General features: G+C 63.0%; 21 protein-coding genes. 19 read left to right on the top strand and 2 right to left on the bottom strand.

Features of this window, described 5'->3' with window-relative positions; genetic code table 11:
* Positions 1-26: 26 nt before the first annotated feature.
* Together AC1POX_RS21870 and AC1POX_RS21865 are read left to right on the top strand one after the other, a co-directional pair.
* The gene (locus AC1POX_RS21870; RefSeq protein WP_481108711.1) at positions 27-1,328 is read left to right on the top strand and encodes an AAA family ATPase; all 1,302 of its coding nucleotides are present in this window, start codon (positions 27-29) and stop codon (positions 1,326-1,328) included.
* Complete coding sequence (locus tag AC1POX_RS21865; protein ID WP_481108710.1) at positions 1,325-2,317, top strand: ParB/RepB/Spo0J family partition protein; 993 nt, start codon at positions 1,325-1,327, stop codon at positions 2,315-2,317. The genes AC1POX_RS21870 and AC1POX_RS21865 overlap by 4 nt, the downstream gene beginning before the upstream one ends.
* Before the next feature lie 1,001 nt (positions 2,318-3,318).
* On the opposite strand, the gene AC1POX_RS21860 is transcribed toward AC1POX_RS21865, so the two are convergent.
* Together AC1POX_RS21860 and AC1POX_RS21855 are read right to left on the bottom strand one after the other, a co-directional pair.
* The gene (locus AC1POX_RS21860; protein ID WP_481108709.1) at positions 3,319-3,948 is read right to left on the bottom strand and encodes a chromosome partitioning protein; all 630 of its coding nucleotides are present in this window, start codon (positions 3,946-3,948) and stop codon (positions 3,319-3,321) included.
* Positions 3,949-4,682: 734 nt separating this feature from the next.
* Positions 4,683-5,852, bottom strand: a complete 1,170-nt coding sequence (locus tag AC1POX_RS21855) for a site-specific integrase (RefSeq protein ID WP_481108708.1) — start codon at positions 5,850-5,852, stop codon at positions 4,683-4,685.
* Between the two features lie 600 nt (positions 5,853-6,452).
* Here AC1POX_RS21855 and AC1POX_RS21850 point away from each other — a divergent pair.
* The 17 genes from AC1POX_RS21850 to AC1POX_RS21770 all read left to right on the top strand — a co-directional run bounded on the left by AC1POX_RS21850 (position 6,453) and on the right by AC1POX_RS21770 (position 21,998).
* On the top strand, positions 6,453-6,947 hold the full coding sequence (locus AC1POX_RS21850) for a DotD/TraH family lipoprotein (protein WP_481108707.1): 495 nt from the start codon (positions 6,453-6,455) through the stop codon (positions 6,945-6,947).
* Positions 6,934-7,713: a type IV secretory system conjugative DNA transfer family protein gene (locus AC1POX_RS21845; RefSeq protein WP_089113738.1), complete on the top strand. Its 780-nt coding sequence runs from the start codon at positions 6,934-6,936 to the stop codon at positions 7,711-7,713. The genes AC1POX_RS21850 and AC1POX_RS21845 overlap by 14 nt, the downstream gene beginning before the upstream one ends.
* On the top strand, positions 7,710-8,903 hold the full coding sequence (locus AC1POX_RS21840) for a type IV pilus twitching motility protein PilT (RefSeq protein ID WP_481108706.1): 1,194 nt from the start codon (positions 7,710-7,712) through the stop codon (positions 8,901-8,903). Before AC1POX_RS21845 ends, AC1POX_RS21840 begins: the two co-directional genes overlap by 4 nt.
* Positions 8,903-9,181, top strand: coding sequence for an IcmT/TraK family protein (icmT, locus tag AC1POX_RS21835; RefSeq protein WP_481108705.1), 279 nt, complete (start codon positions 8,903-8,905; stop codon positions 9,179-9,181). The genes AC1POX_RS21840 and icmT overlap by 1 nt, the downstream gene beginning before the upstream one ends.
* Before the next feature lie 49 nt (positions 9,182-9,230).
* Positions 9,231-10,238 carry a plasmid segregation protein ParM domain-containing protein gene (gene parM / locus AC1POX_RS21830; RefSeq protein ID WP_481108704.1) on the top strand — a complete coding sequence of 336 codons (1,008 nt, stop codon included), beginning with the start codon at positions 9,231-9,233 and terminating at the stop codon, positions 10,236-10,238.
* Positions 10,235-10,732 (top strand): hypothetical protein, encoded by a 498-nt coding sequence (locus AC1POX_RS21825; RefSeq protein WP_481108703.1) that lies wholly within the window; start codon positions 10,235-10,237, stop codon positions 10,730-10,732. The genes parM and AC1POX_RS21825 overlap by 4 nt, the downstream gene beginning before the upstream one ends.
* Entirely contained in the window at positions 10,729-11,580 is an 852-nt protein-coding gene (locus AC1POX_RS21820; RefSeq protein WP_481108702.1) for a TcpQ domain-containing protein, read from the top strand. Before AC1POX_RS21825 ends, AC1POX_RS21820 begins: the two co-directional genes overlap by 4 nt.
* The gene (gene pilN, locus AC1POX_RS21815; RefSeq protein WP_481108701.1) at positions 11,577-13,295 is read left to right on the top strand and encodes a PilN family type IVB pilus formation outer membrane protein; all 1,719 of its coding nucleotides are present in this window, start codon (positions 11,577-11,579) and stop codon (positions 13,293-13,295) included. Before AC1POX_RS21820 ends, pilN begins: the two co-directional genes overlap by 4 nt.
* 39 nt (positions 13,296-13,334) lie before the next feature.
* Positions 13,335-14,681, top strand: coding sequence for a type 4b pilus protein PilO2 (pilO2, locus tag AC1POX_RS21810; protein ID WP_481108700.1), 1,347 nt, complete (start codon positions 13,335-13,337; stop codon positions 14,679-14,681).
* Positions 14,671-15,171, top strand: a complete 501-nt coding sequence (pilP, locus tag AC1POX_RS21805; RefSeq protein ID WP_481108699.1) for a type IV pilus biogenesis protein PilP — start codon at positions 14,671-14,673, stop codon at positions 15,169-15,171. Before pilO2 ends, pilP begins: the two co-directional genes overlap by 11 nt.
* A 1-nt stretch (position 15,172) precedes the next feature.
* Positions 15,173-16,792, top strand: a complete 1,620-nt coding sequence (locus tag AC1POX_RS21800; RefSeq protein WP_481108698.1) for a GspE/PulE family protein — start codon at positions 15,173-15,175, stop codon at positions 16,790-16,792.
* Between the two features lies 1 nt (position 16,793).
* A complete protein-coding gene (locus tag AC1POX_RS21795; RefSeq protein WP_481108697.1) occupies positions 16,794-17,891 on the top strand; it encodes a type II secretion system F family protein in 1,098 nt (365 codons plus the stop codon).
* Positions 17,892-17,917: 26 nt separating this feature from the next.
* A complete protein-coding gene (locus tag AC1POX_RS21790) occupies positions 17,918-18,451 on the top strand; it encodes a type 4 pilus major pilin (protein ID WP_481108696.1) in 534 nt (177 codons plus the stop codon).
* 20 nt (positions 18,452-18,471) lie between these two features.
* Positions 18,472-19,440, top strand: coding sequence for an ATPase, T2SS/T4P/T4SS family (locus AC1POX_RS21785; RefSeq protein WP_481108695.1), 969 nt, complete (start codon positions 18,472-18,474; stop codon positions 19,438-19,440).
* Positions 19,437-20,960: a shufflon system plasmid conjugative transfer pilus tip adhesin PilV gene (gene pilV / locus AC1POX_RS21780; protein ID WP_481108694.1), complete on the top strand. Its 1,524-nt coding sequence runs from the start codon at positions 19,437-19,439 to the stop codon at positions 20,958-20,960. Before AC1POX_RS21785 ends, pilV begins: the two co-directional genes overlap by 4 nt.
* 12 nt (positions 20,961-20,972) lie before the next feature.
* Positions 20,973-21,413, top strand: coding sequence for a type IV pilus biogenesis protein PilM (pilM, locus tag AC1POX_RS21775; protein ID WP_481108693.1), 441 nt, complete (start codon positions 20,973-20,975; stop codon positions 21,411-21,413).
* Positions 21,414-21,638: 225 nt separating this feature from the next.
* Positions 21,639-21,998, top strand: a complete 360-nt coding sequence (locus AC1POX_RS21770; protein WP_481108692.1) for a hypothetical protein — start codon at positions 21,639-21,641, stop codon at positions 21,996-21,998.
* Positions 21,999-22,019 lie beyond the last annotated feature (21 nt).

The following is a 22,019-nucleotide window of genomic DNA, read 5'->3' as shown; positions in this document are numbered from 1 at the left end:
AAGACCTGAACAGCCATGGAGAGAGTATGAGCACGTCCGCAGAGCAGTCCCCTACCCCCGCAATTCCTGCCATCGGCGCCGACTACTTGGTGCAGCTGGGCGACCGCATCGGCCAGATGGTCATGCGGGCAAAGGATTTCTCGCATCCGAGCAAATTGAACCCGGAGCAGGGGGAAAGCCGTCGGCTGAGTTTGAGAGAGATCGCCGACTCGATCGGTGTCAGCCACTCGACGGTGAACAGGGTGGCCGCGGCAATGGCTGCCAGCGAAGGTGCCGGTGGCGATGATTCTGGCAAGCCCGCCGGTCGAACGGGATACCGTTACACGCTGGCAGAGGCTGTCGCTTTGAGGAATGCAGTCACTGAGCTTCCCGAGATCCGCAAGAAGGGGAAGCTGAGCCGCCGCCGCGGGCCGGGCGAGCCCTGCGTGACGCTGGGCATTATGAATTTCAAAGGCGGAGTCGCCAAGTCGACGACGACAGCGCACACCGGCGCATACCTCAGCTTGCACGGGTATCGCGTCTTGGTGATTGACATGGACCCGCAGGCCACGCTGTCGACGCTCTTGGGCATTCACCCCGACATTGAGCTGGACGTGGATGACACGCTCCTTCCCTATTTCGAGGGCAAGGAGTCCTCTCTGTCGTACTGCATCCGTAAGACGGAGATCCCAACCTTGGATGTCATTCCATCGAATGTCGGGCTCGCGGCGGCTGACCTCGTATTGCCTTCGAGACAGCGCGACAAGCGCCAGGCCGGCGATCTCTCCTGGTTCTACATGAAGGTTCTGGAAGAGGGTATCGCGACGATCGAGGCAGACTACGACGTGATTCTGATCGATTGCCCGCCGTCGATGTCCTACCTGACAACCGTGGCGACGCAGGCCTGTGATGCACTGTTGGTGCCCATGCGCCCATCCATGCCCGACTTTGCCTCGTCCGCCCAGTTCATTCGCATGTTCGGAGGATTCCAGCAGGAGGTGGATGAAGTGGTTGGTAGGCCAAAAGAGTACGACTGGGTGCAGGTCCTGGTAACGCTGGGCGAGAACAACAATGCGTCAGCTGAGATGGAGGCGATTATCCGCAAGGCCTATGGCGACCTGGTGCTCGCTGAGAAGTTTCCGTATCTGACCGCGGTGGCTCGTGCGGCGAAGGTGATGCGCACGATCTACGATGTGGCCCGCGCGGATGCGGATAGCCGGCAGCTGAGTAAGGCCATGAATATTGTCAATCAACTGTGCCAGTCCATCGAGGCCAGAATTCTGCTGACTCGGGCGAGGCTTTCGGCACACGACGCGGCGGCAGGTGCCGGCGTGGTGGAGGCAGCATGAGCAAGCAGAAGGCACGCGGCGCGGCGCTCCTCGGTGCGTTGGACGATCTCCCGCCGGTCCCGTCCCTGGGGCGGTCGGGTGCCGCCCGCCCGGACAGTTCAGTGCCGGCACTCGGTATGGTCGGGGAGCTCGCTCGGGATGAGTTGCGCTTGGCGCGCGAGCGAGTGACCGAGCTGCAGCAGCAGCTTGATGCGCTTGTTGCATCCGGCGCTGTTCAGAGACTGGATCCGGCGAAGGTTACCCATACCCAATATCGCGATCGCGACGAGCTGGGTTTCCGCGATGAAGCGTATGAGGAATTGAAGGAGGACATCCGCAGGAAGGGGCGGAACGAGCAGCCGATCCTTGTTCGTCCGGCGCGACCGGAAAGCGTCGAAGCTGGCTTTGATTTCGAGGTCGTTTGGGGCCACCGCCGCCACCGCGTGACGTCGGAGCTCGGGATCCCGGTGGAAGCCATCATCCGTGAGGTCAGCGACCGCGAAGCCGTTCTGCTGATGTCGAGCGAGAACGCCAGGCGAGAGGGGTTGAGCCAGTACGAGCAGGCAAGGAAGTATCGGACGTGGCTCAAGGCCGGCCTGTTTGAGAACATGGTGGCGATCGCTGAAGCCGAAGGTGTTCACAAGTCGACCATCGGCAGGATCATGGCGATCAATGACTTGCCGGAAGAAGTCTTCGTCGCGCTAAAGGACCCGCGCAAGGTCACCGGCCTGTTTGCCACCAAGCTGCTTCAAGCAATCGCCGCTGACGAGACTGCACTGGAACGCGTGAGAGGCCTCGATAAGAAGTTGAGCCCCGCGGAGCTATTGAAGCGGGTAGCTCCACAGTCCGAGCCGCTCACCCCCGTTGAGTTCAAGGCAGGCGGCCGCCGCATCTTCGCGGCAGTACCGGTCGAGGGTGCTGCAGGGTCCAAGTTCTCGGAACTTCGGCTGCACGTGGAGCTCGATCGAGACAAGCTTGAGCGGCTCGCTGATTTCGTAGCTACCCTTTGAGTAACTAACAACTTGCCACGCGACAGCAAGGGCCCGCGAAAGCGGGCCCTTTCATTTGAGGTACTCGCCGCCAGGAGGTCTGTGAGTTGCACGGTGCAACTCGTGCACGTATGGCAGGAGAGGGCGCTCGGGTTCGCATTGCACAGCCAGCGGCCGTCCACCGGCGTGCAGCGGGTAGCCGAGAGAGGCGGTAGCTGGCGAGTTGCATGATGCATCTTGGTATTCAGTGCCTAGCGAGCCACCACGCGGTGTGTCGCGAGCATCATTGAGTTGCACCGTGCAACTGAAGCAGCCAGGGGCGCCCGCGACGCTCACTGTGCATTCGCGGGTTCTCGCGCCGCGCGGCAGCCCACCTTGCACCCTGCATCGGGGGCGCCGCCTGGCCCAGTCCGGTGCCCCACTGGTGTGCGTTGCAGTTGCGCGGTGCAACTTCTGGCGGGCGCCTGGCGATCCGTCGCCCAAGCTTCAGCTGGAGCCCATCGAGTTGCACCGTGCAACCAGAGGCCGCACCAGAGGCGTGGAGAGGCCTTGCGGCGCACGCGGTGCCGAGCAGCGTGCGACGCACTCGTGTGAGCTGTGAGTTGCACGGTGCAACTCGCCACGAGCGCTTGGCCGGGCACAGCGACCTCACGGTGCAGCTCATCGAGTTGCACGGTGCAACTCGTCCGGAAGCTGCGGCGGCGGAGGGACCTCAGTGCGCACGCCGAAACCGTGCGGCGCATGCAGGGGTGCGCACGCCGCAATGGCCAGTCAGGCGTCCAGTCAGGCGAGTTGCAGCGTGCAACCCGCCGGTTGATGCCGGTGCTCACGACCACCCTGCGGCTGGCGAGGTCGGTGACTTACCCGCTGGCCTGGTTCGTCAGCTTCGGCCTATGAGGCCCCCTATCCGGAAGTGTATGGCTCAGTTGCACGGTGCAACTCTTGAGGGTTGGTTGTCGCGGCGCTCCCGACAGGGTGTAAGAATTGTCCCTACGGGTAATCACCCCATGTATGGGGAGACTTCATTCAGCCAGAAGATGGCCGGTCAATGACTCCAGCTCGTCCGCATCCGCGACTTCGATGCGAAGGTAGCGCAGTGCGCGGCCAGAATTGATAGAGCTCTCGGGCCCGCGTGCCAGTTCCTGGAACACCCCCTTCAGCGTTTCCATATCCGAGTAGCCGATAACCAGCGCCCTGGCCGACGCCTGGTCGGGCCAGTCGAGTCGGACCGGTGCGCCAAGCCGGAGGCCCAGCTGCTCTTGAAGGCGGAGGGTGTCGGCAGGAGGCGGAGGCTCGGGCGCCTTCCCCGCACCTTCTCTGGCAACCATGGCGGCCAGCATCCGAACCGACCAGCGCCCGCGGACGGCGCGCTTCGTCCAGTCAGTCTGCTTGTCCTGCGACATGCTTAGCAGGGGGCGGACGTGCCCACGCGACAGTCTTCCGGTTAGCACGGCCTGGCGGAGTTCGGGCGCGGTGTGTCGAAGCGCAGTCCAGCGCCATACCTCGGGGTGGTTCGACTCGCCCAGGAGGCGGCACAGCGCCGTGGCTTTGACCTCCCCAGAAAGGGCGATGGCAAGCCTCATCTTGTCCAACGTGGATAAATCGGTGGGAATGACGCTGCCCAGAGTCTCGGCCGCGGCCACCGCATCCACGTCCGTAAGCAGCCAGCCCTCGCAGGGACCTTCGTCGGGGTGCGGGGCGGGACCGGCAAGAAGCCGGTATCGCGCGCCTCCCTCAGCGGCCAAGAGCCGCGGTGTGCCGGCGGGATATGCCGTTCGGGTGGGTCGATGCTCTGTCAGCTGGGCAGCGCGGATCTTCCTGGCCATAGTATTGTCACGTGGCAATAATTAGCAGTGTCGCACGCTGAGTTGGCGCCTGCAATATTGCCACGTGACAATTTTCCGCGACCCCGACACGACGGCGCGGTCAACTCCGGCTGCCTGGCAGGGATGACACGGAGGTCTCGCGCCTGCTGGCGAGCCAATTGCGCATCGTGAGGTAGGCAGAGCGGTCGCGGCCAGATCTGGCGTCCACGCGTGGCTCTAGGCGAGACATCGAAGCGGAGAGATATTGCCACGTGGCAATAATTCCGCCGTGGCGCGTGCGTGGCGCGCCACTCTCCAAGCACGTAACCACCCCGTGTATGGGGAATGGGATGGTCTGGCGCACGTATATGGGCGGCAATTAAGTGCCAATGGGCCGCAGCGATTCAAACCTCCCCAAATGTGGGGCGCGTATAGGGGGCGCGTATTCGTGTCGAATTGGCGGCGACGCAAGCCCAACGCTCGTGAGCGCAGTGGCACACATACGGGCGTCGAGTAGACGGCCCAATAGCGAGTTGCACCGTGCAACTCGTGAACGCCGGAGTTGCACGGTGCAACTCGCGCTAAGGCAGGCGCCCTGGTCTGCGCGGCGCGGCCCGCGCAGGACTGAACTTGGAAAGCGGGTCCCTTCGCTGGACCGTCGCAATGTTCTCTCCCGCCGGGCGCACCCGGAGACCATTCTGGCCCGCGCGTCGTTTGCCGTAGTGCAGGGTGGCTGTCGCGTCCGTCTTGTGGCCCATCAATGCGGCCACAAACTTCAGCGACTCTGCCGAACCCCTCGACGCTTCTTTCGCGTCCGCGCAAACCTGGTGGCGCAGGGAGTACAGGGTTGGCCAATGACGGCGATTGCCGGTCGGAGGGAATATTTGCCGGGTCACTCGACGTAGGTAGTCGCGCAAATGCTTCAGGAATTGATCGAAGCTCACGGCTTTGCCGTTCGCATCGAGGATCTGTCCGCCCTGAACGCGGTCCACGAGCTCCACCATCTCGTGCAGCGCGGCGAGCTCTTGCGTCGTCAGATCCGACAGAATCAGGGTGCGATGGGTGCCGTTCCCTCGATCGTTCGTGGTCTTGGCATTGCGGACGACCATAACCGCAGCACCGTCCTCGAAGGTCCGAATTGACGCCTCTTCCCATTCGCAGGGGCGCAGACCGACCAGGCAATTCGCTTCCAAGAAGGACTTGAGGCCGACGGCCCAGGTATGCCGGCCGCCGGATATAGCCTTGTCGACCTCCTGCAGGACGGCGGCGAGCTCTGAGGCCTTGAACGACTTCGCTTTCAAGGCGGAGCCGGCCTTGCCTCTGCGAGCGAAACCGGTTTGCGGCGTCGAATCCAGGCGCTCGATCGCGGCGCGAAGCAACTCGGTGTCGTAACGGGTGGGCGCCGTCTCAAGATCCGCATGGAACACGGCGCGAAGCGCCGCCTTGTATTGACGGAACGTGGCCTTGGAGATGACACCGGAGGGAGGGCGTTCGGCAGCAGACATTTCCATCTGGCCGCGGCGCCCCTTTCTGCCGGCGCGCAACGCCTTTCGATGGCTCACTTCCGCAGCCTTGGCGACAACAGCCGCCTGTTCGCTGCCATAGCTTCGTCCCAGCAGGTCGTCGACCAGGTCCATCGGGAGCAAATCGGCGGGGTTCTGACCACGAATCCTGGCCACCCGCTTTCGCATTACTTCCACTCGACGGCGGTAATCCGCTTCTGTTTCCTCGGTCCTGGTGCTTGTTGTCATGGCTCAATTCGGTGGCAGGCGATCCTACTCGCTCCCTACGTTACCACGCAGCAAACACCCCGCGCGGTAACGCTCTTGGCTGCGCCAAAACAATCGCCACCGATGTCGCGTCTTTCGACAACGAAATCGCAGGCACGCGGCTGCGAGAGGAGGCGTTCGGGGCGGCGGAGTAGGGCGTTTGGGAAACGAAACCGTATCCCCGGCCGTCGACGATCAGGCGGTCCCAGAGACGGGGTGATTTGGCCGGGCTCCCTTGGAGGGGCGCGTAGGCGTCTCGGCGCTCAGGACCCAGCCCGCCGGCGTGTGGCCTCTTTTCTCCGCCGTCCTGAATGCCCAGCGCCTGGGGGGCACGCATACGTGTCACGTCGACCTCGGCTGATCGGCCGGCGCACTCCGGAGGGCACATATACGTGTCTCCCGTACCAGCGGGCAGTCACTTTCGTTCGCATATACGTGACGCGAGTACAGGGCAGGACTTGGGTCGTCGGGAGGTGAAGTGAGGTGATGGGGGTTGCCTGAAGGGATACGGCGGGATAACCTGCGCCACAAATGTTTGGTAATCCCGGCCCTGTATCACCTAACGAAAGGCAACGTAATCAGATGCGTCGCTACTACGCCGTTTTCCTCGCCGCCTGTGCCGTCCTTTCGGCCGGATGTGCAACCACCAGATCAGCAGGTTCTCCGGCGCCCGATCCGGCGCAGCAGAATCTCACCGCGGCCGCGTCGGCAATCCAGCAGTCGCTCCGCGATCTGTCCGAGGCGGAGCAATACGACAAGATGCGCACCGCGCCCGGTACTCCGCGCCTTCGGGTTCAGATTCCCGGGCTGGAGCGCATGGTGACGATGCCCTGGAACGGCCCGCTGGAGCCTGCGGTGATGCGGTTGGCTGCTGAAGGCGGCTACGAGTTCAAGCTGCTCGGTCGCCAGCCGGCAGTCGGGATCGTGGTCCAGATCGGGCCCGAGCCCGCGACGATCGCCGACCATCTGCGGAACCTCGGTATCCAGGCGGGCACCCGCGCCGACATCGCCATCGAGCCGGCCGCCGCCGGCCGCAAAGGCATCGTCGCGATCGAGTACAGCAATGGCGGCCTCTGATACCCCGCCGAGCCTGGACCAGGCCCTGTCGGCGTACGAGCGTAACGGCGCCGAGGTCAGGGTCATTGATTCGGCCGGCGAGTTGCGTGCCACGGCGATTCGGGAAGACGGACTGGCCTATGGCGTACGTGCCGGGCTGGCGCGGCGCTCCTACGAGATCCAGCAGCTGCTGAGCAAGCAGGCGCCACAGTTGGACCGGACATTCGACTTCAACTCTTTGCTGATGGACCGGAATGTCCTGCCGCCCGTCCTGACGGAGGCAAGCCAAGTCGTCCAGTCCGAGGGCAATGACATCCTGCGCATTACGGACAAGGTCTACGCGATCGCAAAGCAAGCGCAGTTCGTGACGGTGGCGCCCAGCTGGCGAACCTATCTCGTTACGGAGGCGACTTTCACCTATGCGCCACCGGAGCCGTACCTTGCGCCCAAAAGCGGTGATGAGCGCACGGTGTGGAAGCAGGCCGTGACCACAGGCTGGAAAGCAGGCGAAGAACAGGCGGACCAGATCCTGACCGAATCACTGAATCGCCTCAAGCGAGACTACCAGGGCATGCTGCTCTACCGGCGGCTGCTCCAGCAGGGAGTAGTGAGCAAGCCCTACGTCGCTGAGGCCAACTACGGCATCACCGGGGACGGGGATCAGGTGAACATCAACGAGCGCATGCTGCGCATTACTGCGCTGCCCAAGATGCAGCCGTCCACGCAATGGAAGCCCATTGCGGTGCCGGCTACACCCATCCAGCCCACGGTTCGGGTGAATCCATGAGCGCCATGGCGACAGAGCACTCGGCGGAAGAAATGCTCCTGCGCTCGGAACCCACGGTGTTCGATGAGGTTGGAGTGCAGCAGCTTCTGATCCACGCGAAAGAGGTGGGCGCATCGGACGTCTACATAAAGACCAACGCTCGGGTCACCGCGCGAATCCATGGGCGGCTGCACCGGCTGACTCGCCGAACCCTCTACGCGACCGAAGTGGGATCCATCGCGGGCTATCTGTATGGCGGCCCCAATGCCGAAGTGCAACTGAAGCGCGGTATGGACCTGGACAACGCGTACACCTTCAGGCTCAACCGGACCGACTCGCTGCGGTTCCGCTGGAACGCCACGGGCGCAGAAATCGACGGCGCTTTCGGGATCTCGATCATCCTGCGCGAGTTGCCGGAGATTCCTCCTGCGCTCAACAAAGAGGATCTGGGGCCCGAGCTCTACGGGTCGCTCTATCCGGACGACGGAATCGTGATGGTGTGCGGACCGACCGGCTCGGGCAAATCGACGTTCCTTGCGGGCATGATCCGCGATATCGCGGAGAACCCGGACTCGCACTGCCACATCATCACGTATGAGTCGCCCGTCGAGTTCGTGTACGACAAGGTCGAGAAGCCAACCACGGAGATCGAGTCAACGTCGATTCCCGACCACCTGCCAAATTTTGCCGCAGCGATCCGCAACTCGCTGCGGCGCGACCCGGATATCATCGTTGTTGGCGAAATGCGCGACGGCGAGACCATCGGCGCGGCTATCCTGGCCTCGCAGACGGGGCACCTCGTGTACGGGACTGCGCATAGCACCTCTGTGGGGGCGACCTTCACGCGCACCATGCAGAGCCTTCCGAAGAACGAACAGCAGGGGATGCTTGGCGGCCTCATCGACTCACTGCGCCTGATCGTCTGCCAAGAGCTCGTGCAGTCCACCGATGGGAGGCGCGTAGCGCTCCGCGAGTACCTCTCTTTCGGTGAAAGCGAGCGGCGTGCGCTTCTGGGCGCTGCGATGCGTGATCCAGCGGGCGTTCCGTCCGTCGCGCAGCAACTTACCCGTGAGCGCGGGCAGACCAAGCTGATGCATGCCCGCAGGCTGTTCGCCGAAGGCCGCGTCAAGGAAGAGGTGGTCCTGCGATTCGAGCTGGCAGAGCAGACCGCGCGAGTGCAGGAAAGCCTCATTGCGCAGGAGAACGCCTGATGTCCGGACCTGCCGACTGGCGTAACACGTCACTGATGGCGAAGTTCCTCATCTTCGATGCACGCGCGTGCATTCCGTTCGTGATTCTGATCTACAGCCCGTCGTTGGCCAAGCTGGGCACCGCATTTGCGCTGTTCGTCTTCTTCTCGGTGCTGTCCTACTACAAATACACGCTCGTGGTCCTCGTGCGGCGGTTGCGCTGCAGGCTTGCGGGTCCGGTACGGGCGGGTGTTGCCTGGTGGCATCGTCCCCAACGCCGCCTCTATCGCCGCCACTAGTTCCACCCGCTCACCGAGCCCGACCCATCTACGTCCAATGGCCAATCTAATGTCTGAATCCGCCCCAATTCTCGTTGCCGTCGATGACGGCTTCCGTCAGATCAAGCTTGTCACCGCTGACCGACGCTATTCCCAACTGAGCGTTGCTCGCCCCGGCTTCACGCTCGGCGGCGCATTAGGCGCGGCAGGCGGCGACGCCGGCGCAGGGGCATACCGCACGAATGGGCGCGACTTCACGGTCGACCCCGACATCGACGGCGAAGACACCCGCTTCGACGACTACGCGCTGTCCGACATCAACCGAGTCCTGGTTCACCATGCGCTGTACGCGAACGGTCTGAGCGGCAAGGACGTGGTCCTTGCCTCGGGGCTCCCGTTCGGCCTCTATTTCCGGGCCGGAACTACGGAATCCAACGGCGAACTGCTCAAGCGGAAGATGGAGAACCTGGCTGTCCCGGTCGAATCCATGGACGGCCGCCAGTCGCCGCGGATCGTCGGCCAGTTCGTGGGCGCGCAAGGGCTGATGGCGTACATCGACTATGCACTCGACGACGGGAACCGCTGGCGCGAAGGAATGGACCCGACGGCGCCTGTCGTGGTGGTGGATGTGGGCGGGCGTACAACTGACACGGCGACCATCATCCGTGGCTCGACCGTCGACCACGCCGCGTCGGGCACGATCAATGTTGGTGTGACGCACGTCCTTGACCACCTGCGCAGCCTGATCATGGCGCGCTTCGGTGTTTCGGGCGTTCGGCCGGCGCGCCTGGAGACCTTCTTGCGGTCGGGGAAGGTGCAGTTGCGTGGTGAGTGGCATGACATTACTGCTGAGCGTGCCCAGGCAGTGGACCTCGTTCTGCAACAGGTGCGTCGCGAGCTGCAGCGCAGGGTAGGGGATGCGGCTGACATGCAGGCCGTCCTGCTTGTCGGGGGCGGCGCCGCGCTCCTTGCCAGCGGCCTGAAGGAGGAGTATCGCCATCTGGTGGTGCCCGAGGATCCGGAGTTCGCCAATGCCAGGGGCATGTTGAAGACCCTGCGCGGGAACGCCACGGCATGAGCGACGACGCGACGTCCGGGAAGCTGATGCGAATCCGCGTCTACGAGGACGACGCGGAGATGACCGCCATCTTCGACCGCTTCAACCAGGTCCGCGAGAACTCGCGAACCCGCCGTGGCCGCGCCCGCCGTGGCGCCGAGAGTGAATGGCTGCGGCGCATTCTGGTCGCCGGCTATACCCAGCTCTACGGCCCGTTCTATGCGGCACCAGGCACCCCTGCGCCGGCATCGATGCCGGCGCCCGAGGCGATCGCTGCGCCGCCAGCGCGAAACGCGGTCGCGGCCAGGAGTCCTGCGCCCAAGATGCCGGAAATAACCCAGAAAGATAAACAAACGAATGTTGCACAATCGTCGCCGGCATCCAATAATGATACGGCGCAACAACACGGGCACTCGCCGACTCGATCGGGTGCGGATGGCCTGGACTTCAAGCAGCTGCTGGGCGGTGGCAACAGCATCGTTTCGAGCCTCAACCCTACGTCGGAAGCCCCATGAAAAAAGGTTCCTCGTTCCTGTTCGCCTGCCTGGCTCTGGCGGTTTCCACCCCGGCGCTGGCCGGCTTCCGGGTGTCCCAGCCCGAGCCGGCGCCCAAGCCAGCTGACTCCGCGACGACGTCAGCACCTGCGCAGGCCCCGCGTAGCGGGTATGTGGCGATCGACGGGAAAGATCCTCCGTCGATCGCCGACGCCCTGCGCCCCAGTTCGGCGGGGTTCGGCCTGGTCGCCGTGTCCTATGTCGGTACCCCTCCCGCAGTCATCGAGCGGCGAGCAGGCATGGGTCGCGATGTCCGCTTGGCCGATGCACTGAAGCAGATCGCACCGGAGGGTTGGCGGGGCTTCGGCAAGTCCGAGATTGCTGGATCGTTCGATCCCAACAAGCTGGTCAACTGGCGAGGCGGGCGGCCGTGGACCGATGTGCTCGACATCCTCGCCAACGAACAGGACCTCTCCGTCGAGGTCGATTGGAACAAACGTCACCTGTACGTAGGAAAGCGCGATTACAACGCCACCCGCGCTGGCACCGCAGTGGCCGCTACGGTCCCACGCAGCGCCACCGCGCCGACGGCGGCCCCGTACCAGGTCAAACAGGTCTGGACAGCCAAGGCCGGATCCACCGTGCGCGAGACCGTGGAGCAGTGGGCAAAAACACAGGCGTGGACGGTCTACTGGCCGATGCAGGACCTGGACTATCGCATTGTCGCGCCGCTGACCTTCGACGGATCGCTCGTTGACGCGGTCAGCAAGCTGACACTGCTTTACGAATCGGCACAACGTCCCCTCGCTGTCGGGATCTTCGTCAACCAGAAGCTGATCCGGTACTCGGAGAAGGAAGCAGCACAATGAAGCACACGTTGACCCTTGCGACAGCGCTGGTATTGCTGACCGCCTGCTCTCACACGATCCGAAATGCTGATAAGGCGTTCCGCGATGTGGATGGTGAAGCGAACAAGTTCCTCAACGAGATGCGCAAAGCGCCAGCCCAGGCGCAGCGCGACACGGTGACCATCTCGACCTCGCAGTGGGTTGAGCCGGTGCCCATGCCGGTGACCGCTCCGAAGCTGCCGGCCGCGCTCAACTGCGACCCGGGGTTCAAGACGCTGGAGCCCATCGGCTTGCTCGAGTTCGCGCAGGCGGTCTCCGAAGCATGCAGGATGGCGGTGCGCGTAACGCCGGACGCTCTGACCGCCTTCAGCGGCGCCGAGGGCGGCACAGCGCCGGGAGCGGGCATGTCAGCTGGTGCGCCGGTGCCGGTTGGCGGGATGCCGCTCCCGAACTTACCAGCCCTGCCGGCCGTGGGCGGCACGACTATCGGGATGGGCTCGTCAGGCCGTGCAACCGGTGCGCTGCTGAGCAATATCGAATGGAAGGGACCGCTGGCTGGCCTGTTGGATTTGGTCGCCGCGCGCTACGGGCTTTCATGGCGCTACAACGAGCGCAACAACAGCGTCTCAATCTTCCATCTCGATAGCCGCACGTTCCAGCTGGACGCGTTCCCGAATCAGGTGGACATCCAATCGACCACCCACAATGGCATGAGCTCACAGCTGGGTTCCGGCGGGAGCGGCGTCGGTGGTGCCAGCGGCGGCGGCGGCGCCGGCAGTGGTGGCGGTGTCAGCGGCACCGTGGGCAGCTCACAGACCACGGTCACTTCCATGAAGTCCTCGCTGTACACCGACGTCGAGAGCTCCATCAAAGTCTTGTTGACGCCCGGCGTCGGTCGCGTGGCGCTTTCCTATAGCACTGGCGCGGTGACCGTGACGGACACGCCGGACGTCCTGGACCGTATCGAGAGCATGCTCGATAAGGAGAACTCGACCTTGACGAAGCAGGTCACACTGCACGCCAAGGTCCTCTCGCTGACGCTGAACGACGGGAACGAGGTCGGCGTCAATTGGGACGCCGTCTACAAGTCATTGTCTCGCCAGTTCGAGTTCAAAACGCCGTTCCAGCCTGCCTCTAGCGCCGGCACGCTGGGCGCATCTGTGATCAATACCGGCAAGTTCGCGGGGACCAACGTCATCGTCTCGGCGCTATCGACGCTGGGTACTGTCAACACAATCACATCGCCGTCGTTGAAAACGCTGAACCTTCGGCCGGCACCCATTCAGATCGCCAGGCAGATCGGCTATATCCAAAGCGCCCAGATCTCGCAGATCGAAGGGTCCGGAACCCTGGGCGGCCTGACGCCAGGATTCGTGACGGTGGGTTTCAACATGACCGTCGTACCAAGGCTGCTCATGCAGAACGACGAGATGATTCTGCAGTACTCGATCAACATCTCCGCGCTCAACGAGCTCCGCAGTGAGGAGGCGGGCGGCACGAAGATCGAAATGCCGGATATCGACACCCGCAACTTCAACAGCGAGGTGCGTCTGCATGCTGGCGAAACCTTGATCCTGCACGGATTCGAGCAGGACAACCACTCGTCCAACCGTCGTGGCATGGGCTCGCCCTACGCCTGGATGCTGGGCGGAAGCGCGAGGGGCCAGCGTCAGCGAACGGCCATCGTGATCCTGATCACCCCCGAAGTTGGCTCCTCGCTCTCCGCGATGCGTTGACAGCTGTTCCACTGACTTAAACCAGGACACGGCCCGCGCATGGCACGCCGCAAGAGCATCGATACATCGATAGCAGAAAGGCAGAAGATCGACACGTTCGTGTTGAACGGGCGGACGTTCGTGAGTGGCCTTCATTGGGAGACGCTCGACAGCGTCTCCTCCTACATGAAGGAGGCACGAGCCAAAGGCCGTCAATGGGGCATGGACATCGTTGCGACGCGCAAGGGTGTCGATACTCGTTCAAAGGGGAAGAGCGCGCGCTACCAGGCCGGCTACGCCCCCAAGAACCGAGGGGCGGCCAAGGGCATGTACTCCCTGGCCTCGGTGTTGGCCAGCGAGTACGGCAGCAACTGGATCGGCGCTTTCAGAATCGACGAGGAGCGCTACGCGCTTGCTGCGGTCGTGGACGGCAGCATCGTGCCCAGCGCCGATCGAATCGGCAGCCTGGCCGACATCCGAGAAGAGCTTGGCGCGAACTTCAGCCACTTCGCCGGTGCTGGGACGCAGTTCGAGCACGTGATCGCGCCGCCTGAATTCGATTTCGCCGACACAAGCGTTGAGCTCGCCTCACTGCTGGTTGCGTCGAAGCTGAAGCCAGAGCACCGGCTGAAGCCGCTGACGTTCGGGCTTACTCGCGGGGAGCTTGTACGGTTCGGCCTGGTGGCCGCGATCGTGATCGCCGGCGCAGTTCTGTACGTCATGTACCAGGCACAGCAAGAGGCAGTCGTTCGCCGAGCGGAGCAGGCCAAAGCAGCGGCCCGGGCGCAGGCGGAGGCTTTGCTCAACGTCAAGCCGCCGCCGCCGCCGCCACCACAGCCATGGATTACTGCGGCAAAGCTGACGGACACCGTTGCCGCTTGCGCGCAAGCCTTCGACAAACTCCCCCTTGTGCTTGGCGGATGGATCTTCGAGAAGGCTTCATGCAAGGCGGGGGGCAACCTCTCAGCGGCCTACAAGCGCGGGCAGCTGGCGACGGCGAATGACGTGCTGACTGCCGCTGCCGCTGCGGGGCTGCCACTGGAGTTCTATGACGGCGGCGAGTCCGGCGTGATCGATGTGATGATCCCCATGCCGCCGGCGAGCGGAGAAGATCTGCAGCCGGAGAAGCAGATCATGCCCGATCTGGTTTCACATTTTCAGGCAGTAGACGTGAAGCTTCCGCTGCAGAAGCAAGTGATTCCCGACACGCCGGAAGGCGAAGAGCCGGCCACGAGTAAACCTACCTGGTCAACGTACACCTTCGAGATCACGAGCGAGATGCCGCCGTTGCTGCTGGTCGATGGGCTGCAGGCCGATGGACTGCGCGCTGAAACCGTCGCACTGAGCTTGGACGCGGATGCCGCGGAACTTACCTGGACAATTAACGGAGCACTATATGTTCGCTAAATCAACACATGGGCTGCTTGTGCTCGTTCTGGTGCTGGTAGCGGCGAATGCGAATGCTCAGGACGGCGCGCCATCTATTGGAGAGCTGTCCAGAATTCAAGCTGAAACCATCCTGCTGAAGGCCAAGGCAGAGAAAGCCAAGGCTCAGAGTGAGCTGTCCGGAGATACCGGGAAGACCGGCGCTGCGGCCGTGAACGAGCTGACCGTCGCACCAGTAGTCTCGCGGGTGTACGGTGCCGGGGAGAGACTCAAGGCCCGCTTTCTGTATGAAGGAGGCAGCTTTACGGACGAGGTCGTCGGTGCGCTGATCCCCGGCGACTATCGCGTAGTTTCGATCACCATGGAGCGCGTGATCGTCGAGCGCCGTGGCAAGCGTCTGGAGCTGGCGTTTTCCGGCACGCCGCCGGTCGGCCCAAAGTCGAAGGAGCAGAGCCAGCCTGCCCAGTTCACATTCCCGAGCATGACTCCGCTGCCGCGAGCTGGAGGCTGACATGAGCGCGAGCGTGACGGCGATCGGACCGGGACTCGCGAGTCCTGGTCCAGCTTCGACCGGGGGCCAGGCGCCCGTACGATACTCCCGGGTTCTCACCGCAGAACCTGGTCCGTTCTTTCTGCCTGAAGAAAAGCGCGCGATTGTTTGCGTGGTAGCCGATGGGGCGGGCATCAACGCCGAACTCGTCGTGTCGAGCTCGCACAAGACGGATCCAGTGGTGCAGAAGGTGTTCAGCGAACTCCGGAGGCACGCGCAGAAGATTCGCTTCCAGACACGCTACGCCCAGGTGTCCGAGATCGCAAAGCTCTACCAGCGGCACGCGCCCACGGCGGCGGGCGGCGAGGACGACTCCGAACGACAGGAGCAGGTCAAGGGGTACATCCGGGAGGCGAACAGCATGGGCGCCTCCGACCTGAAAATCATCGTCGTGGGGCCGTACTGCAGGATCAGGTACACCATCCACGGGCGAACACGCACGTATCACGAACTGTCGGCAAGTGAAGGAATGCTGCTGTCGCGTGCGCTGTACAACACGATGTGTGCAGAGATCACAGGCTCGGGGCTCGACCAGAACGCCATGCAGGACGCACAGTTGAAGGCGGAGGTTGCCAGCCAGTGTGGGCTCGTCGGCTCGCGCATTTCGACTCGCCCCGCGAACGGCCGCGGAATCCGCATCGTGATGCGGCTCTTGCCGCCGAATCGTTCAGCCGTCCAGGAGTTGGAGGAGCTCGGTTACCTGCCTGACAGCCAGGTTCCCATCATCCGTGATGTCATGGCGCTCCCATTCGGTATCGCACTGATTTCTGGTATCACCGGGTCCGGGAAATCCACCACCTTGAAGGCGATGATCGAGAACATCCTGCGCGACAGCGACCAGGAAACCGACATCCTGACGATCGAGGATCCGGTCGAGTACGACATCGAGGCCGAGGGCTGCACCCAGACACCCCTGGTCTACGAAGGGGACGATCCTGACGCGCGGCGAAACGCCTGGCCCAACGCCCTGCGTAACGCGATGCGCCAGGCCCCGAAGATCATCGTCCCGGGCGAGATCCGGGACGCAGAATCAGCTCAGATCGCCTATGAGGCGGCCGTCACTGGCCACACGATCCTCTCGACGGTTCACACGTTTGACGCACCCAGCATCATCGATCGTTTCCGCTCGCTGGGTGTCGCGGATGACCGATTGTTTAACCCCGCCCTGACGGTTTGCCTGATCAACCAGTCCCTGCTACGCAAGCTGTGCGTTGACTGCAGAGTGCCATATGCGGTCGGCTGCGCGGCAATCCCGGCGGACCAGCGCGCCATCATCGAAGAGTTCTGCGAGGTGAGCAAAGTCTATCTGCAAGGCCCGGGATGCGAGTGCTGCCGAGGCAAGACCCCGGGCGTGCGAGGGCGGCAAGTGGCGGCGGAGGTCATTAGGACCACCGCGGAGTTCATGGAGGTCTTCAGGCAGAAGGGGATGCTCGCCGCGCGAATCTTCTGGGTCAAGGAGATGGGAGGGGTTACGAAGCTCGCACATGCGATGCGCCACGTGCATGCAGGGCTGGCTGATCCGCGCCACGTCATCAAAGACGTGGCGCCGCTGAATACCGATCGACTGCACGTCGGAGCCTGACATGGGGATAGCAGAAATTTGGGACGCGCTGTCGATCGAAACCGCCAAGAGCTGGATATCCAAGTGGTATGTAAAGCTCGGCTTTGGCATGACAGCCAGGATCAACTTCTACGAATCGCTCACGTTGTCGCTGGACAACGGCGAGAGCGTAATGGATACGCTTGAGCAGCAGCGGGAAGGTTTCGATGAAGACGGGAGCGCGGTTATTCCCGCTCCACAGTTGATCATTATCGAGGACTGCATTCGTGCTCTGTCGCGCGGCGACCAGCTCGCCGATGCTCTGTACGAATGGGTGGGCATCCAGGAAGTTTCGTTGATCGCCGCCGGCGAATCTTCCGGTGATCTGGTGGCCGGCCTGGACCGCGCTGTCGAGTCTCTCGAACGCCGTCAGGAGCTTCAGAGAGTCCTGAAAGAAGCGCTGATGTGGCCTACCGTTATCGGCATAGGCATCGTCTCGGCGATCTTCTACATCTCCCTGGAACTCATCCCGGAGCTGTTGCGGATGCAGCCGAAGGAATCGTGGCCGGCACCGACTCAGAAGATGATCGGGATCGGCCTCTTCGTGGTCGGCAATTGGGCGTATCTGCTGGCGGGCTTCTTGGTCTTCGCCGGTTGGCTTGCTTGGGCGCTGCCAAATCTCACTGGCCGCGTTCGCGACCGATTCGACAAGCTGCCCATCTTCTCTACCTACAGGGTGTTTGTCGGCACAACGTTCCTGCTGAACGTCTCGGCGCTTTTGGCGGCGGGCATCCCATTGGAGCAGGCCCTCATCGACATGGCGAGATACGCAAATGCCTATTTGCGCGAGCGCATCGACGATACCGTGCGTGGAATCAAGACTGGCGCCAACTTCGGGCAGGCGTTGCAGTTCACCGAGCACGAGTTTCCCGACAAGGCCACGGTTCGTAACGTCAAAGCGTTGTCCGAGAAGAAGGGGTTTGAAGCCGCGCTGGAGAAGTTTACCAAGCGGTGGCTCAAGCAAAACTTGAAGCTGATGGAGCGATCAGCAGTTGTTCTACGCCTGGTCATGCTGCTGATCGGTGCGTACGTAATCGTGACGATGTTCCAAGGCGTCTACGGTATCGCGCAGCGTCGTTAACTATCCCAAAGAGAATCGGAGGAAATATGAAGCGTATTCGGAGTTTTGCGTCCCCGCGCAGCCAGGCCGGCGTGTCGCTGGTCGAGCTGGTCATCGGCATGGTCATCATCGCGGCAATCGTCGTCGCCGTCCTGGGTGTGGCGCGAGGCGCTCGCGGTTCCTCCAAAGTGCAGACGGAGGGTCAGAACTACAACGCGCTGATCGAGTGTGCGCGCAACATGAAGTCTGCTGGAACCTACGGTGCAAGCGGCACCAACCTGATCCCGGCCGCGATCAACCGCCAATGCATTCCTACCACGATGCCAGTCACGGGCACGACGGTGGCCAACCAGTTCGGTGGCGCGGTGACCCTGGTATCCACCGGCACCGGCTTCACCCTGACCACCGCCGCTATCCCGCAGGAAGTGTGCAGTGGCCTGGCAACCGATCTGTCGCAGTCGGGCGCATACAGCACCAAGATCAACAGCGGCACGGCGATCACAGGCCCTGTATCGGTGGCCTCCGCCGACGCTGGCTGCAGCACCGCTACGAACACCGTGGCTTGGACGATCACCAACTAATCCGACGAGCAAGCGTCTAGATGCAGCTCAAAGATCTGCCGATCGTGGACATCTATCTGGGCCACGACTATTGCGACATCAAGGATCTGCCGGGCGCGCTCGCGCCCCGCAGTGCTGCGCCCGTGGACCTCAAGGACGAGCTGGATGGGGTAAGGCGCAAGTGCTTGGAACTGTTCGAGCGAGGTGATCCAGAGTTTGCCCTCAATCTCGATGGATTCGTCTACCGGGTGACGACGTTTGTCGACACCAGCACGCATCCGGTATTCGTGCTTTCCCGCGCTGCAAGCAAGGCCATGCCCATCGAGCGACTGGACATCCCTCGGCACGCCAAGGAGGCGGCGCTCGCAGCCGCTACCCGCGGAATCATTCTAGTTTCGGGTGAAATGGGATCGGGTAAGACAACCACCGCAACGACCCTTTTCACGGAGCGTTTGCGGCAGACGGGGACTATCGGCCTGGCTCTTGAAGATCCGATCGAATCGAATCTCAACGGGCCACATGGGAATGGCCGCTGCATCCAGGTCCAGGTCTCGCGCAAGGAAGGTGGATATCGGGAGTACCTGATTCGCTCGATGCGTTCGCGGGCTGAGACGATCTACCTGGGCGAGCTGCGCGACGAGGCGTCCGCGGAGCAGGCCGTGCAGCTGAGCAACATGGGGCACCTGGTGATTACCACCGTGCATGGCGGCGACCTGCAGCAGGCGCTCGAGCGGACAATCTCCTGGGCACGTGGACTGCGAGACCCCAGCGGTATGCTCGCCGAAGGCCTGGCCGTGGTCATCCACCAGCGGCTCATGCCGGCAGGGGGCGCCGGCTCCCGGCCGCGCCTGATCGCCAAGGCGTTGACGCTGGCGTCAGCGCCGGGCGATGAACGCGGAGAAGGATTCGCAAAGTCGGTCCGTGCGCACATCCGCGCCAATGAGTTGTCGAAGCTGCAGACGCTGATTGAGCAGCAGGCCAACGCCGCTACTTGGAGAGGAAATTCATGAAGACCGAGCAGCGTGGCTTCGCGCTGATGGAGCTGGTAATCGCGCTGTCGATCCTGGCCGCCCTCGCCATCGGCATTATCGGCGTGATGCGTTCGCAAGCGCAGTCGAAGCAAGTGGCCATCGCTGCGACCCAACTGGTCGATTTCACCAAGGCGACCGAGCGCTACGTGCAGAACGAGTACACGACAATTCTGGGCTCTGCCGGTGCTACCACGCCGGTTGTGATCACCGTCGCGCAGCTGCAGGCCTCCGGCCTTTTGCCGGCGAGCTATCCAGCGGCAAACGTATTCGGCCAGGTGCCGACAGGCCGGGCCCGGAAGGTGTCTGCAACCGCGCTGGAGACGCTCGTCATCTATACAGGCGGGGCGGCTCTGTCACAAGGTGATCTCGACGAGCTCGCAGGGCTCGCTGCCCAGCAGGGAATCGCCGGCGGATACGTCGGGGCCAGCGACACGACTCGAGCCGTCGGCGCTTTGGGCGCCTGGTCAATGCCGCTGGCGAACTTCGGGATATCCCCGGGCGCCGGCCGCATCGCCGCCAACCTCAGCTACACGAGCGAAGCGACGAACGATACCGCGCTTCACCGCCAAGCAATTCCTGGGCGCCCTGATCTTAATCGCATGAGCACTGCCATCGATATGGCAGGGAACAACCTCAATAGCGCGGGCGTGGTGCAGGGTACAGAGGTGCTGGGCGGGAATATTTCTCTGGGCGGTACTCGCTATGGTGGCGCGAGCTACCCATATGAGACGCTCTCGCTGCCAGCGGGACAGAATCTGCGATTCAATATCGGCGGCACTGAGCAGGCCGTGCTGAGTGGCTCGGGCGAATTCACCGCAGCTAACCGGCTGCGTGCGACGAATGTCAGCGCATGGGATGTTCGCGCTGATGGCGGGGTATACGCGGGCGTGTTGATGAACGCGCCTACGTACCAAGGCAATGAATACTACGCGAACGGCTGGTTCCGGACGACCGGGCAGAGTGGCTGGTATTCCGAAGCCTATGGCGGTGGTTGGCATATGACCGATACCACGTGGATTCGCGCATACAACAATAAGTCCATCTATACGGGCGGCGAAATGCAGGCTGGTGTGCTTCACGCAAACAGCCGGCTGCAGGTCGACGGTCGAGCCACCGTGAACGAATACATTCAGTTGCAGGGCGGCGCATCGAAGGGCGGTGGCTGCTCCCCCAACGGACTGATCGGCCGCGACGGCGCAGGCACACTTCTGTCTTGCGTGAATGGAGTCTGGTCTGGTGGCGGTGGGCTGAGCGGCTACACCGTCGTAGCGGGCCCCGGCCAGTCTCAGGGCCCGCAATGGGCATACGCAGTGTGCCCGCAGGGCACGGTTCTTACGGGCGGCGGATACAACGTGACATACATGGAGAAAGCATCGTCGCAGGAAGCTCCGCAGGTCAACCGGCCAGAGCCGGGCATGAACGCGTGGGCGGTCTACTCAGGTGGTTCAAGCGGCGCCCGTGAGTCCCGTTTTCTGCCCTATGCGGTCTGCGCGTACTGAGGAGCAGAGGACATGTTCAACATTGCAGTGACTGCCTTCTTCTTCTCTCTCCTCGCTACGCTGTCGATGAGCGAGGCCGCGGTTTCACGACAGCGTGCGCTGTTCAGCGAGGCAGCGGTGCTTTCGCAAAGTGTGGCGCTCTATGGAGCGAAGGTTGCCCAATACACGAGCGCAAACGCGGGGTTCAGCGGGACGGCTGCTGACGCGGCGCTTGGCCTGCCCGCCTATTACACGAAGTTCCCCGGGACGGGGAACGTGGTCTCTGGCGGCCGGTCCTATATCTACATGTCAGGGGTCGCCGGCGGAGTTCGGGGTTACGTGTATCGCAATCTCGGCAAGTCTGGCGCCACAGTTGGATACGCGGTCGGGGGGAGATTGATCAGCCCAGGGGGGCGCGACCAGGGCGCGCTACCCGGTGGTATACCGGCTGGAGCGGTCGTACTAGTCCTCTGAGGGCAAGCTTCGGCATTCCGATCTGCGGATCGCCGCCTGAGGCGCCCTATCGGCGCTGGCGCTGATGGGGCTGCCAGCCACCTAAGTCATTGTGAATCCTGTCTGTTCTACGGTCCTTCAAGGGAGCGGCGCCCGGGCCACGCCTAGGGCGATAGTGCCGCTTGCCAACCCTATCTGGGCGTGGCAATCTTAAGCTGCGCCTAGCACGGGTTGCGGAGATAATCAATGAGCTTGAACGACTTCATCGACGGGCAGCTGGTAAACAACCACCTCAATCGCCGGGCAGTGGCCGACACGGCGGCCAACCGCGATGAATGGATGGCAGAAGCGGAGCGCCTGCGCAGGGAGCTAGAAGCGGTGACCGCAGACCGGGACACCTGGAAGGCGCACGGTGTGGCGTCGATCGAGCTTGTTCGCGATCTGCGTGAGAACCTCGCGCAGTCGAGCCCCACGAATCCGTTTGCGGATCGTGCCAGGCTCAACGAGCGCCTGAAGGCACGCAAGGTGGAACTCGTCGAACAGATGGGATACCGCGTCATCAATGCCGAGGCGGACAACTTCAGCATCACGCGCCACCAGCGCTGAGCCGCTTCCACCTGGCAAAGA

This window comes from Xanthomonas sp. NCPPB 3442, assembly GCF_056725145.1.
This window is presented reverse-complemented; position numbering and strand designations above follow the sequence as displayed.